This window comes from Sphingomonas sp. DMC6 (assembly GCF_056314225.1).
The window spans coordinates 246,394-258,957 of record NZ_JBQUYT010000005.1 but is presented as its reverse complement, the minus strand read 5'-3'; the positions used below and the strand labels follow the sequence as shown (position 1 = coordinate 258,957).

The following is a 12,564-nucleotide window of genomic DNA, read 5'->3' as shown; positions in this document are numbered from 1 at the left end:
TCGGCGCGTGTTAGGGAGTAGCAGCATGGCATGGATGGCGCGGATCGAGCGGACCGGCGGGCCCGAGGTTATCGAGTGGGTGAAGGTGGACCTGCCGGCGCCCGGTCCCGGCGAAGTGCGGATCCGCACCGAAGTGGCGGGGCTGAACTTCATCGATACCTATCACCGCACCGGCCTGTACCCCGTTCCATTGCCCAGCGGGCTGGGCGTTGAATCGGCAGGCGTGGTCGAAGCTCTGGGGCCTGGGGTGGAAGGGCTGGCCGAGGGCGACCGCGTCGCCACCTTCGGGCCGGCGCTGGGTGCCTATGCCACGGCGCGGATCGTCAAGGCCGACAGCCTGTTCCGGCTGCCCGATGCGATCAGCGCCGAAGTGGCTGCGGCAATGCTGCTCAAGGGCTGCACGGCGGAGTTCCTGATCGAACGCTGCGCCAAGGTGCAGCCGGGCTGGACGGTGCTGGTTCATGCCGCGGCCGGCGGCGTTGGGCAGATTGCGGTCGCCTGGCTGAAGGCGATCGGCGCAACGGTGATCGGCACGGTGGGCAGCGAAACGAAGGTCGCAGTCGCGCGGCGTGCGGGTGCCGATCATGTGCTGCTGTCGCGGCAGGACGATATTGCCGCGCGGGTGCGCGAAATTACCGGCGGCGCAGGCGTGCCGGTGGTGCTGGACGGGGTGGGCAGGGCGACCTGGGAAGCCTCGCTCGCCGCCTGTGCGCGGCGTGGGCTGATCGTAAGCTATGGCAACGCCAGCGGCCCGGTGGAAGGCGTGAAGCTGGCGACCCTGAACCAGCATGGCTCGCTGTTCACCACCCGCCCCAAATTGTTCGACTATTATGTCACCGCCGAAGAGCGCGCCGCGGGTGCAGCCCGTCTGTTCGCGATGCTGGAAAGCGGCGCGGTGAAGCCGGACATCGGCCAGCGCTTTGCCCTGAAAGACGCTGCCGACGCGCACCGCGCGCTGGAGGCGAGCGAGACCACCGGATCGACGGTGCTGCTGCCGTAAGCAATTCCTCCTCCAGCGTGCTGGAGGAGGAATGTGGCATCACCAGTTGAACAGTGTGCCGTCTTCCAGACGGTTCACCGGCAGATAGGCGCGCTTGTATTCGTACTTCGCGGCCAGTTCCTCGTCGATGTCGACGCCCAGCCCGGGGGCGTCGCCCGGGTGCATCAGGCCCTGGTCGAAGCGATACGCATGCGGGAAGACCGCGTCGGTCTCCTCGGTGTGGCGCATATATTCCTGGATGCCGAAGTTCGGGATCGAGATGCCGAAATGCAGTGCCGCCGCCATGCACACCGGCGACAGGTCGGTCGCGCCGTGGCAGCCGGTGCGGACCTGATAGAGATCGGCCAGCGCCGCGATCCGCCGCAGATGGGTGATGCCGCCCGCGTGCACCACGGTGGCGCGGATATAGTCGATGAGCTGTTCCTGGATCAGCTCGCGCGCGTCCCAGATCGAATTGAAGATTTCGCCCACCGCCAGCGGGGTGGTGGTGTGCTGGCGAATCAGGCGGAACGCCTCCTGATTTTCCGCCGGAGTCGTGTCTTCCAGCCAGAACAGGCGATAGGGTTCCAGATCCTTGCCCAGCCGGCCCGCCTCGATCGGCGTCAGCCGGTGGTGCACATCATGGAGCAAATGCACGTCCCAGCCCAGCGAGTCGCGAGCGCGTTCGAACAGCTTGGGCACGTGGCGCATATATTTATGCGTCGACCACACTGCCTCTTCGGGCAGCGCGCCCTTGGCCGGCTCGTAATAAAAACGCTCGCCCGAGACGCCATAGGTGGTGGCAATGCCCGGTACGCCCGACTGCAGCCGGATCGCCTTGTATCCCTGTTCCAGATATTCATGGGCGCGTTCGATCGTCTCTTCGATGTCGGACCCGTTGGCATGGCCATAGACCATGCAGCCGGTCCGGCATGCGCCGCCAAGCAACTGATAAACCGGCATGTTCGCCAGCTTGCCCTTGATGTCCCACAGCGCCATGTCGATCGCGGCAATCGCGCTCATCGTCACCGGGCCACGCCGCCAATAGGCGCCGCGATAGAGATATTGCCAGATATCCTCGATCTGGTGCACATCGCGGCCGATCAGGCACGGCGCCACGTGGTCGGCAAGGTAGCTGGCCACCGAAAGCTCGCGCCCGTTTAGCGTGGCGTCTCCTACGCCATAGACCCCTTCGTCCGTCTCGATTTTGACGGTCACGAAATTTCGACCCGGGCGGGTAACGATGGTGCGGACTGCAGTGATATGTGGCAAGACAGGGCCTCGTAAATTGGTCTGGCCAATATCGGCTTTGCGAAACCGCCTTGTCAACCTATGAGAGCTGCAGACATGAAGACCACACGCAGCAAACTCTACCAGCGCGTCGCCGCGTCGATCGCCGACGAAATCGAATCCGGTCGATGGGCCGTTGGCACCCGGCTGCCCGGCGAACGCGAGCTGGCCGAGGAGTATAAGGTCAGCCGGCCGACGATCCGCGAAGCGATGATCGCGCTGGAGATGAAGGGCTGGATCGAGGCGCGCCACGGCTCCGGCCTCTATGTCACGCCGCGCGATCTGCCGGCGGGCGTGCGCGAGGATGCGCTGAACCTCGACATCGGCGCCTTTGACCTGACCGAGGCGCGCATTCTGTTCGAAGGCGAGGCGGCTGCACTGGCGGCAGTGTCGATCACCGCCGAACAGCTTGAGGAAATCGAATCGATCGTCGCGGAAATGGCGGAGGCCAATCCGTCTGACGCGGCGGCGATGGATGCCGACCAGCGTTTCCACCTGGCAGTGGCCAATGCCACCGGCAACGCGGCGATCCGCAGCGTGGTTGAATATCTGTGGGATTTGCGCACGCGCTCGCCGCTCTGCGCCAACATGTTTGGCCGCGCGCGGCGCAGCGGCGTCGACCCGCGCGTCGCCGAGCATCGCCCGATCTTCGAGGCCCTTCGCGCGCGTGATCCGCAAGCGGCGCGGGCTGCAATGCGGCGCCATCTGCGCGGCGTGGTCGACGACCTGCTGGAGGCGACCGAACTGGAAATCATCGAGCGCGCGCGGCACGAACTCGACGCGCGGCGCGACACGCTGGCGCGGCGGCTGGAGATCGGGCCGGGCTGATCGCGGCACTGTGACGCTACGGCAGCAACGGTTCGTGACGGATGCGGCAGATTTCCGGGTTTTTTGTGATTCCCGGTCGCGTGCACTGCCGAGTTGCGCTAGAATGACCCTGTGAACGGCAACGCGCTCCCTTACCAATTTCGCGTCGACGTCGCCCAGGACGACATCGACTTCATGGGCCATGTCAACAACGCCTCCTATCTCAAATGGGTGCAGGCGGCAGTGGTCAGCCACTGGCAGGCGTTGGCGCCGGTAGAGGCGGTTGCGCAGCATCTTTGGGTCGCGCTGAAGCACGAGATCACCTATCGCCGCCCGGCCTTTCTGGACGACGATGTCGTCGCGACGGTCCTGCTGGAAAAGGTGCAGGGCGCGCGCGCCTTTTACGAGACGGTGATCCGGCGGGGATCGGAAGTTCTCGCCGAGGTAAAGTCGAGCTGGTGCTGCCTCGATGCCGAGACCATGCGCCCCGCGCGCCTGGCCAAGGATGTGGTCGATCGCTTCTTTGTGAAGGGCGAGTAGGGGGCGGCACATTTCTGTGTTCCCCTCCCTGCAACGCAGGCAGGGGAGCAAGAGCCAAATTCGATAGCCTTTCCTTGCGGGACGTCGCTGGTTGTAGGCTACTGCGCCAACGCCGCGTCGCTGGCGAGCTTGTCGGCGCGTTCGTTGTCGGGGTGGCCGGCATGGCCCTTTACCCAGACCCATTCCACGCGGTGCGGCTTGGCGGCGGCGAGCAGTTCCTGCCACAGATCGGCATTCTTCACCGGCTTCTTGTCGGCGGTGCGCCAGCCGTTCTTCAGCCAGCCGTGAATCCATTTGGTCAGGCCGTCCATGACATAGCGGCTGTCGGTCGAAAGCGTCACCCGGCAGGGGCGCTTGAGCGCCTGCAACCCCCGAATCGCCGCCATCAGCTCCATGCGGTTGTTTGTGGTGTGCGCCTCGCCGCCGGACAATTCCTTTTCGACCGTCCCCATGCGCAGCACCGCGCCCCAGCCGCCGCGCCCGGGATTGCCCTTGCACGCGCCGTCGGTCGCAATCTCGACCTGCTGGAGTTCGCTCACAGAAGCGCCGCCAGCGCCGCTTCATAGGCGCCAGCCCGCCGCCAGAAGGCTAGCGGATCCTTGCGCGTTACCAGCGCGTCGGCGGGCGTGTTGAGCCAGTCCCAGGCGCGCGAGAGGGTGAAGCGGATGCACGCGCCGGTGGCGAGCACCGGCAGGATCGCGCGCTCCGCATCGGTCAGCTTGTAGCTGGTCTCATAGCCGGCGAGCAGCGCCTCGGAGACATAGGGATCGAACGTGCGTCCGGTCGCATCGAACGCCCAGGCGGTGTGCATCACCGCCAGGTCGTAGAGCCGCAGGTCGGTACAGGCGAAGTAGAAGTCGATCAGCCCCGTCACCCGGTTGCCGAGCATCAGCACGTTGTCCGGAAATAGGTCGGCGTGAATCGCGCAACGGTCGAAGCCTTCGCGCGGCCATATCCTGTCGATCCGGTCGAGGGCACGGCCGAGTTCGTCGTACAGCTCCGGCGCGATCTCGTTGAGGCTCTGGCCGCAACGCTCGAACAGCGGGCGCCAGGTGTCGATGCCCATCGAATTCGGGCGGTCCAGCGTGAAGTCCGCCACCGCCTTGTGCATCCGCCCCATCGCCTCTGCCGCCGCGCGCGCCTGGGCGGGCGTGGGGTGCGATACCGATACGCCAGACAGGAACTGGATCAGGCAGGCCGGCCGGCCTTCAACTTCGTGGATGATCTGGCCGTCGCGGTCCGGCACTCCCGGTGGCACGGGCAGGCCGCGATCGGCGAGATGGTCGAGCAGCGCCATGAAATAGGGCAGGTCGCTCGCCGCGACGCGCTTTTCATAGAGCGTCAGGATGAAGCGGCTTTTGGTCGTGTCGACCAGATAGTTGCTGTTCTCCACCCCCTCGGCGATGCCCTTGGCCGAGGCGAGCTCGCCGACATCGAAACGGTCGAGAAAGACAGACAGAGCTTCGGCGGAAACCTGCGTATAGACTGCCATCAGGCCGCTTCCAGCCCGCGCGGCAGCTTGAAGGCGACATTTTCGGCGACGGTTTCGACCTCCTGCTCGGTTACGGCGAAGCGCTCGGCGATCCGCTCGACGACTTCGCGCACCAGCACTTCCGGAGCGGAGGCACCGGCAGAGATGCCGACCCGGTCGACGCCCTCGAACCAGGCGAAGTCGATATCGGCTGCCCGCTGGATCAGCGTGGCGCAGGTGCCACCCCGCGTCGCCACTTCCACCAGCCGCAGCGAGTTGGAGGAATTGGGGGCGCCGATCACCAATACCAGATCCGCCTTTTCGGCGATCGCCTTCACTGCGCCCTGGCGGTTTGAGGTTGCATAGCAGATGTCGTCGGCGCCGGGGGCCAGAATCGCCGGGAAGCGCCGTTTGAGGATGGCGAGCACCGCCGCCGTATCGTCGACCGACAGCGTCGTCTGGGTAAGGAAAGCGAGATTTTCGGGGTCGGGCACCGACACGGCTTCGGCATCGGCTTCGGTCTCGACGAGCGTGATCGCGCCTTCCGGTACCTGACCGAAGGTGCCGATCACTTCGGGATGACCGGCATGGCCGACGAACAGGATGTGCCGGCCGGCCGCGACCAGCCGCTCCGCCTGGCGATGGACCTTGGAGACGAGCGGGCAGGTGGCATCGACATAGGTGAGCCCGCGCTCTTCGGCCTTGTGCGGCACCGCCTTGGGCACGCCGTGCGCGGAGAAGACGACAGGAACGCCGTCCGGCACCTGATCCAGCTCCTCGACGAACACCGCGCCTTTCTCGCGCAGCGTTTCGACAACATATTTGTTGTGCACGATTTCGTGGCGCACATAGACGGGCGCGCCATATTTCTCGATTGCGAGTTCGACGATGCGGATCGCGCGGTCGACCCCGGCGCAGAAGCCGCGCGGGGCGGCGATCAGCAGTTCCAGCGGGCGCTTCTCGGTCTGTTCCATCGTCGCCAGCCTCTACGCGATTGCTTGCGCGTGCGAAAGGCGGTTCCTATGGTGCCCGCCGTTCCGGCCGGTGCTCGCAGGGGTGCCGTACGGCTGTCCGTTCGAAAGGTTGCTTTCCTTGTCTCTCGCCAAGATCGCCGTTCCCGCCCTGATCCTGCTGGCTGCCGGCGGATGCTCTCACAAGGGCGAAATCACCGAAGGCGGCATCAGCGCCGTGCGTACCCCGTGCCCGCAGGTGGGCGTGCCAGCCGGCACCGGTGACATTACGCTGTTCGACCCGGCGAACAGCCGCGAGTCGACCGCGATCGACGTGACGGCTACGCTTACCAATGTGACGTCGACCTGCGACACCAGCGGCGAGCAGGTCGTCACCAATATCAGCTTCGACGTGCTGGGCCGCCGCCGCGATGCCGGGCCTGCGCGCGACGTTACGCTGCCCTATTTCGTCAGCGTGGTACGCGGCGGCACATCGGTTACCGCCAAGCGCGTGAGCCAGGTGACCCTCCATTTCGAAGCCGGCCAGATCCGCGCCAGCGCCAAGGGCACCGCCGCCACCTCGGTCGACCATGCTGCCGCGACACTGCCGGACGAAGTCCGTCGTCGCCTGACCGAAAAGCGCAAGGCCGGCGAGGAATCGGCGGCGATCGATCCGCTGTCCGATCCCACCGTGCGCAAATCGGTGCTGTCGGCGACCTTTGAGGCGCTGGTCGGCTTCGAACTGACCGAGGACCAGTTGAAGTACAATGTGACTCGCTGAGCGCCGGCGCATCGGAAGCCAAGAAAAAGGGCCGGGAGTGATCCCGGCCCTTTCCTTTTGCGCGCCTGTCGCGGTGTCGCGGATCAGAACTCAGCGCGCACCCCGAACAGGAAGGTACGGCCGTAATAGTTGATCTCGCCGAAGCGGTTGGGGTCGTCGTTATAGGTGTAGAGCTTCGCGCCCGAGAGGTTGATTGCCTCCACGCTGAGCGACACGTGCGGCGTCAGCTTGTAGCCGATGCTGCCGTCCAGTGTGCCGAACGGGGCGGTATAGGTCGGCGCCTGGGTGGTGCTGCCGGTGCTCGAGAGATACCGGTCGCGCCACACATAGGACAGGCGCATCGACAGCGGCCCCTTGTCGTAGAAACCGACGAGGTTGTAGCTGTTCTTCGACAGACCGATCAGCTGGTTGACGATCGGCCGCGCGCCGGCGGTGTAGTTAGCGTTGACTTCGGTGTGGGTGTAGGACGCCTGCATGCCCAGCCCGTCAAACGGCGCCGGCAGGAAGGTGAACACCTGGTTGTACGCCGCTTCCGCACCATAGACCTTGGCGTTGCCGCCATTGACCTGGGTGGAAAGCAGCACCGTGCCGCGACCCGGAATGTCGATATTCACGTTCTGCGCGGTGATGTAATTGTCCATCGCCTTGTAGAACACCGCGCCGGTGAGCGCGCCGCGCGGATTGAAATACCATTCCAGCGCGCCGTCGAACTGGGTTGCCAGGAACGGCAGCAGCTGCGGGTTGCCGCCGCTGGCGGTCGGCGCGTCGGTGGAGACGGTGATACGCGGGGCGCTGTCAGTGATGTTCGGCCGCGTGAGCACCCGGCTGGCGGCGAAGCGGGCGATCAGAGTTTTCGTCAGCTCTGCCTTCAGGTTGAAGCTGGGCAGCCAGTCGTTGAACGTCTTCGGGAAGGCTGCCGGCGTAACGTTGTTGCCGCTGCGCAGATAGCCGGTGGCGTTCTGATCGGTGTGGACGTAGCGCAGGCCGATATTGCCGACCAGGTTCACGCTGCCCAGCATCGTGCCATAATCGAGCCGGGCATAGGCCGAGGCGGTCTTCTCGGTCGTCTTGAACGAAGCGGCCATGTCGCCCGCGGTCAGCGGCGCGTTGGCTATCGTGTCGTTGAACAGCGCATTGTAATAGCCTGCGGTGACGGGCACGAGCCAGTGGCGCGGGCTGTTGCCGCCGACGCCGGCGAGGAAGTCGTCAAAGGGCATCTGCTGATATGCACCGGCGCCCAGCGAGGTGAGCGGCGTGCCGGGGGCCGGATTGACGATATAGTCGCGGCGCCAATAGTCACGCTTGCGCCAGTGATATTCGCCGCCCACGGCCAGCTTGCGGAAAAAGCCGCCCAGATCGCGAGTGACGTCGAGGCGCGCGAACTTGTCCCAGTCCTTGCTGTTCTTCGGCGCGATGTTGAACGGATAGAGGTTGAAATTGGCCGGATTGGTGAGGTCGACCGGGGTGGTAAGCGTCGGTGTCACCTTGTAACCGCCCGACGCGTCATAGGTCAGCGGCGCGATCAGGAAGGCGCGGCTGCGCACCGTGCCTTCGGCGTTGCTGGGGTGGAAGCTGTGCGCCGACGACCAGTTGAGGTTCGCGGCCACATGCCAGGCATCGTGGTTCCAGGTCTGCTTCAGGCCGATCGTCAGCAGGTCGTGGCGATTAAGGCTGTATTCGCGGCTGGCCATGAAGCGGACATTGTTGATCGTCGCGGCGGTGACGGTGTTGCCGCTGACCTTGTACCCCGGGGCAATCGACGTGTTGGGATCGTCCGGGTAGATGTCCATGCCGAACTCGTCATAGGCGACGTCGAGCCGGGTCGCGAGAATGTCGAGCGAGGTTTCCAGCTCGGGCGTCGGGCGCCACTGCGCGGAAACCAGGCCGGAGATGCGCTTGCGGTCCTCGGTCTCGACCGTCGGGCGGGTGCGGGTGGGGGTGTAGAGACCCGCCGGCAGACCACCGGCTGCAGCCGAGGTGAACTTGTTGAGGTTCCAGCCGAAGTTCATGAAACGGTCGTTACGGACCGACTTGCCCCAATATTGCGCACCGACCAGCAGGCCGAACGTGTCACCCCAAGTGTGGCTGCCGATCAGCGTGGCGTTCGGCTTCACCTTTTCGGTCTGTGTGGTGTAGGTGCCGCGCAAGTTGGCGGTGACCTTGTTGCCCACGTCGAACGGATGGAAGGTGCGCACGTCGATATTGCCGCCCAGCGCGCCCTCGGTCATGTCCGAGGTGGGGGTCTTCACCACGTCGATGTTCGAAACGAACTCGGCGGGCAGCATTTCGAAGCGGAACTGGCGACCGTTGGCGCCGCCATTTTCGATCAGGTCATTGAGCGCGATCGGGCGGCCGTTGAGCAAGGTGCTCTGAAACTGCGGACCCAGGCCCCGAACCGACACGTACAGGCCTTCACCGCGCGGGCGAGTGATGGCAACGCCGGTGACGAGCTGCAGCGCTTCGGCCACATTCTGGGTGGGGAATTTGCCGATGTCGGTCGAGCTGATCGAGTCGACGCCATATTCGGCGCGCCGCTTCGCCTCGGTCGCGGCCGCAAGGCTGCGGGCGTAGGTGCCGTTGACCACGATTTCCTCGCCGCCATCCTCCTGCTGCGCCGGCTGCGGGGCCGCGGCAGTCTGGGCATAAGCGGGGGCAATGGCGGCAAACGTGAGGGCGAGTGCCGACGAGGCGCGAAGCAGCGCGAACGGGGGTTGCATGTTGGATTCTCCCTGGACCTGTATTGGTCTTATGGCGCCGCCCATAAGGCGCAAGCGCAACAGTTCCAGGGCCAAACGTTTGCACTATCGTGAAATATATGTATCGATTTATTTCATATCTGTTGCAAATGCCGTCGTGCGGTCAGTCTGCGGCGTTCGGCATGGGCGGCATCGCCTGAAGCTGGGGAAACACCGCTTCGATCGGCTTGGTGTCGGGCAGGATGTAGACATAGCCGCCCTTGCGCCGAAACATCGGGCTCAGCTTGCCGGTATAGAAGGCGCCCGGCACGTTGATGCAGCCGAAGGTGATGCGGTTATCGTCGGGTGTGGGTGATAGCAGCCGCTCGCGGCGGCGTTCTTTTTTAGGGTAGCCCGGCGGGATCGGGTGCAATGCTACCGAGGTATAGTAATCCACCCACAATACCTTCGCCTTGCCCGCTGCCAGCCCGAATTTGGCGAGGAAGCGGCCGGCGGGCGTGGTCTTTTCGGCGGGACCGATCTCCGCAAGGCTCTTGGCGCCGACGCCCGGGCTGGCGTCGTCACCGGGGGCGATGCCGATTAGCACCGGCACCGCCGCCAGCGGCTTGCCCTTGGCGTCAAACAGGAACAGCGCGGCGCTCTTCTTGTCGATAATGGCATAGGGCAGACCGCGATTGTCTTTCGTCGCCGTCACCCATCCGGCGATCCGCAGGCTGTCCGCCGTTGGCGCGATGCGCGGGGCAGGGGTGTGCCGTGTCTTTTTCGTCGGATGGGCAGGTGCGGAGACTGCGGGGGCGGGCAGCGCCAGTCCGGCCAGCGCCAGAAGCAAGGGAATCATCGATGCGGGAAGCCCGGTAAAAGGCAGGGTGGCCGCCCGCAAGACGACCACCCGCTGATGGAGGAACAGGTTCAGCCCTTAAAGGCCTGGCTCAGTTGCGGGGACGCTTGCGCTTCTTTTCCGCCTGCAACTGCTGCTGTTGCTGTTCGACGCCGTCGACACGGCTGGTCAACTGGTCGAGCCGCTGCGTGTTGCTCTGCGCCTGGCCCGCTGCTGCCTGTGCCTGGCTGGCGGCAGCCTGCGCCTGAGACAGCGCCGACTTGGCCGTGCCGTCGGTTTCCTGCAGCCGCGTTTCGAGCGCGTCGACCCGCTGGCTGACCGGTGCAATCTGTTCGCGGACGTAGGATTTGGTGGCGCAGCCGCTTAGGCCGACACCGCCGACGAGGATCAGAACAACAGGAGCAATTTTCGTCAGAGTACGCGACATCGTTTCTCTTCCAACCGTTAACCCGGTGGAATAAACCCGCCTGTCCCGCGCCGGTTCCCGGCGGTTTCGGTCGGTTCGACGCCGCAACATCTCGGCTCGACGCTGGGCGGCTAGGATTTGCGTTTGTGCTTGGGGGACTGCGCGAAGGGATCGAGCGGTATGCCGTCTTCGTCGCTCTTATCGGTGGCATCGGCACCGGCAGTAGCGCTTTGCTGGTCTACGCAGCGCCGCAATTCTGCGACTGCGGCGCCGCTGCCGTCGAGCGTGAGCCGCGCCACCGGCACGTCGCCGCGCGCGACATTCAGGGTTTTGGAGCTGGCGAAGGTGGCGGGAAAGTCCGCGTCGAACCGGGTGACGAAACCACGCTGCGCGCCGGCTACGATGCCGATTGCCGACTGGTCCGCATAGCTGCGGTTCGAGAGGCGGAAAGTGAGCTTCAGCCGATCCTTCGCCGTGATCGACCAGTTGTTGTTAAGCAGCGACAGCCGATTGCCGCCATCCACGTCCATCCCCAGCAGCATGGTGGTGTTTCCGCGCCCGTCATATTGGCGGCTGAGGAAGCAGCCATGCCGATCCTTGCTGACCACCACCGTCCAGTCACCGACATGGCGCGCGCCATATTCCTGCGTGGCGGGGTTAGCGGCGGTGAGGGCCAGGATAAGCAAGGGGGCGGGAATGGACATGGCATTGCTCGCGCGTGATGGGCCTACCCGTTGGCGAACGGGACGGATGCGAAACGAGCAAGGTCGTAGGAAGTTGCAATGATTATCGCCAAGCGCCCCGGCTCAGCGGCCGGCGACCCCATCCGCGAAGCCGCGCACGAAGTCCGCGACGTCTTGCTTTAACCCCTGAAACGAAGCCTCGGGCAAAACGAGGAACAGGCAGACCAACGCACCGATCAGTGTGCGACGGCGGCGTAGTTCACGGTCGGCAAGGGGATGCTGCATGGGTTGCTCGCTGTATCGGCGGACGACGCAGTCTAACCGTGGGTGAAAGGGTCGGCAAGAAGGCGTTAGGGCCAGTTGTTCGTGGGCAAAAAAGGGCCGGGGATCGCTCCCCGGCCCTTTACGTTTTTCGGTTCCCGAAGGACTTAGACAGCGGCTACTTCTGCCACGTCGACCTTCACGCCCGGGCCCATCGACGAGGAGAGCGCGACCTTCTTCAGGTACTTGCCCTTGGCGCCCGCCGGCTTGGCCTTGACGACCGCGTCGACCAGCGCGTCGAAGTTGCGGCGCAGGTCTTCGTTCGAGAAGCTCACCTTGCCGATGCCCGAGTGGATGATGCCGGCCTTTTCGACGCGGTATTCCACCTGACCGCCCTTGGCGGCCTTCACCGCTTCGGCGACATTCATGGTTACGGTGCCGAGCTTCGGGTTCGGCATCAGGCCCTTCGGACCCAGCACCTTGCCCAGACGGCCGACCAGGCCCATCATGTCCGGGGTTGCGATGCAGCGATCGAAATCGATTGTGCCGCCCTGGATGGCTTCCATCAGGTCTTCCGCGCCGACTACATCGGCACCGGCGGCCTTGGCTTCGTCGGCCTTGGCACCGCGGGCGAACACGCCGACGCGGACGGTCTTGCCGGTGCCGGCCGGCAGCGTGACGACGCCGCGGACCATCTGGTCGGCGTGGCGCGGATCGACGCCGAGGTTCAGCGCGACTTCGATCGACTCGTCGAACTTGGCGGTGGCGTACTGCTTCACCAGCGCGATCGCTTCATCGACGCCGTGCAGCTTGGTGGCGTCAACGGTCCAGGTCTTCTGCTTCTTGGTCAGCTTGGCCATGG

Annotated in this window: 14 protein-coding genes; 4 read left to right on the top strand and 10 right to left on the bottom strand. The window is 64.9% G+C overall.

The genetic code is table 11. The features are described from left to right. The first annotated feature begins 25 nt into the window (after positions 1 to 25). The gene (locus ACT53M_RS14070) at positions 26 to 1,000 is read left to right on the top strand and encodes a quinone oxidoreductase family protein (RefSeq protein WP_476234110.1); all 975 of its coding nucleotides are present in this window, start codon (positions 26 to 28) and stop codon (positions 998 to 1,000) included. Between the two features lie 39 nt (positions 1,001 to 1,039). Here ACT53M_RS14070 and manD read toward each other — a convergent pair whose 3' ends face one another. After that, positions 1,040 to 2,251, bottom strand: coding sequence for a D-mannonate dehydratase ManD (manD, locus tag ACT53M_RS14065; RefSeq protein ID WP_476234109.1), 1,212 nt, complete (start codon positions 2,249 to 2,251; stop codon positions 1,040 to 1,042). 75 nt (positions 2,252 to 2,326) lie between these two features. Between manD and ACT53M_RS14060 the strand changes: the two genes are divergently transcribed. Beyond that, complete coding sequence (locus ACT53M_RS14060) at positions 2,327 to 3,097, top strand: FadR/GntR family transcriptional regulator (RefSeq protein WP_476234108.1); 771 nt, start codon at positions 2,327 to 2,329, stop codon at positions 3,095 to 3,097. A 111-nt stretch (positions 3,098 to 3,208) separates the two neighbouring features. Beyond that, the gene (locus ACT53M_RS14055; RefSeq protein ID WP_476227181.1) at positions 3,209 to 3,616 is read left to right on the top strand and encodes an acyl-CoA thioesterase; all 408 of its coding nucleotides are present in this window, start codon (positions 3,209 to 3,211) and stop codon (positions 3,614 to 3,616) included. Positions 3,617 to 3,714: 98 nt separating this feature from the next. Here the strand turns inward: ACT53M_RS14055 and rnhA are convergent, their stop codons facing one another. Genes rnhA through ispH form a run of 3 tightly spaced genes read right to left on the bottom strand, consistent with a single transcriptional unit; the run spans position 3,715 to position 6,061 of the window. Continuing rightward, positions 3,715 to 4,155, bottom strand: a complete 441-nt coding sequence (gene rnhA / locus ACT53M_RS14050) for a ribonuclease HI (protein WP_476234106.1) — start codon at positions 4,153 to 4,155, stop codon at positions 3,715 to 3,717. Then, positions 4,152 to 5,108, bottom strand: coding sequence for a homoserine kinase (thrB, locus tag ACT53M_RS14045; protein WP_476234104.1), 957 nt, complete (start codon positions 5,106 to 5,108; stop codon positions 4,152 to 4,154). The genes rnhA and thrB overlap by 4 nt, the downstream gene beginning before the upstream one ends. Next, positions 5,108 to 6,061: a 4-hydroxy-3-methylbut-2-enyl diphosphate reductase gene (gene ispH / locus ACT53M_RS14040; RefSeq protein ID WP_476234102.1), complete on the bottom strand. Its 954-nt coding sequence runs from the start codon at positions 6,059 to 6,061 to the stop codon at positions 5,108 to 5,110. The genes thrB and ispH overlap by 1 nt, the downstream gene beginning before the upstream one ends. Before the next feature lie 118 nt (positions 6,062 to 6,179). On the opposite strand from ispH, the gene ACT53M_RS14035 reads away from it, so the two are divergent. Then, a complete protein-coding gene (locus ACT53M_RS14035; protein WP_476234100.1) occupies positions 6,180 to 6,818 on the top strand; it encodes a hypothetical protein in 639 nt (212 codons plus the stop codon). An 83-nt stretch (positions 6,819 to 6,901) separates the two neighbouring features. On the opposite strand, the gene ACT53M_RS14030 is transcribed toward ACT53M_RS14035, so the two are convergent. The 6 genes from ACT53M_RS14030 to rplA all read right to left on the bottom strand — a co-directional run bounded on the left by ACT53M_RS14030 (position 6,902) and on the right by rplA (position 12,562). Further along, the gene (locus tag ACT53M_RS14030) at positions 6,902 to 9,535 is read right to left on the bottom strand and encodes a TonB-dependent receptor (RefSeq protein WP_476234098.1); all 2,634 of its coding nucleotides are present in this window, start codon (positions 9,533 to 9,535) and stop codon (positions 6,902 to 6,904) included. Positions 9,536 to 9,677: 142 nt separating this feature from the next. Beyond that, positions 9,678 to 10,352: a hypothetical protein gene (locus tag ACT53M_RS14025; protein WP_476234097.1), complete on the bottom strand. Its 675-nt coding sequence runs from the start codon at positions 10,350 to 10,352 to the stop codon at positions 9,678 to 9,680. 91 nt (positions 10,353 to 10,443) lie between these two features. Continuing rightward, a complete protein-coding gene (locus ACT53M_RS14020) occupies positions 10,444 to 10,779 on the bottom strand; it encodes a hypothetical protein (protein ID WP_476234095.1) in 336 nt (111 codons plus the stop codon). A gap of 110 nt (positions 10,780 to 10,889) precedes the next feature. Beyond that, entirely contained in the window at positions 10,890 to 11,462 is a 573-nt protein-coding gene (locus ACT53M_RS14015) for a hypothetical protein (RefSeq protein WP_476234093.1), read from the bottom strand. 102 nt (positions 11,463 to 11,564) lie between these two features. Continuing rightward, the gene (locus ACT53M_RS14010; RefSeq protein WP_476234092.1) at positions 11,565 to 11,726 is read right to left on the bottom strand and encodes a hypothetical protein; all 162 of its coding nucleotides are present in this window, start codon (positions 11,724 to 11,726) and stop codon (positions 11,565 to 11,567) included. A gap of 143 nt (positions 11,727 to 11,869) precedes the next feature. Continuing rightward, positions 11,870 to 12,562, bottom strand: a complete 693-nt coding sequence (rplA, locus tag ACT53M_RS14005) for a 50S ribosomal protein L1 (RefSeq protein WP_476234090.1) — start codon at positions 12,560 to 12,562, stop codon at positions 11,870 to 11,872. Positions 12,563 to 12,564 lie beyond the last annotated feature (2 nt).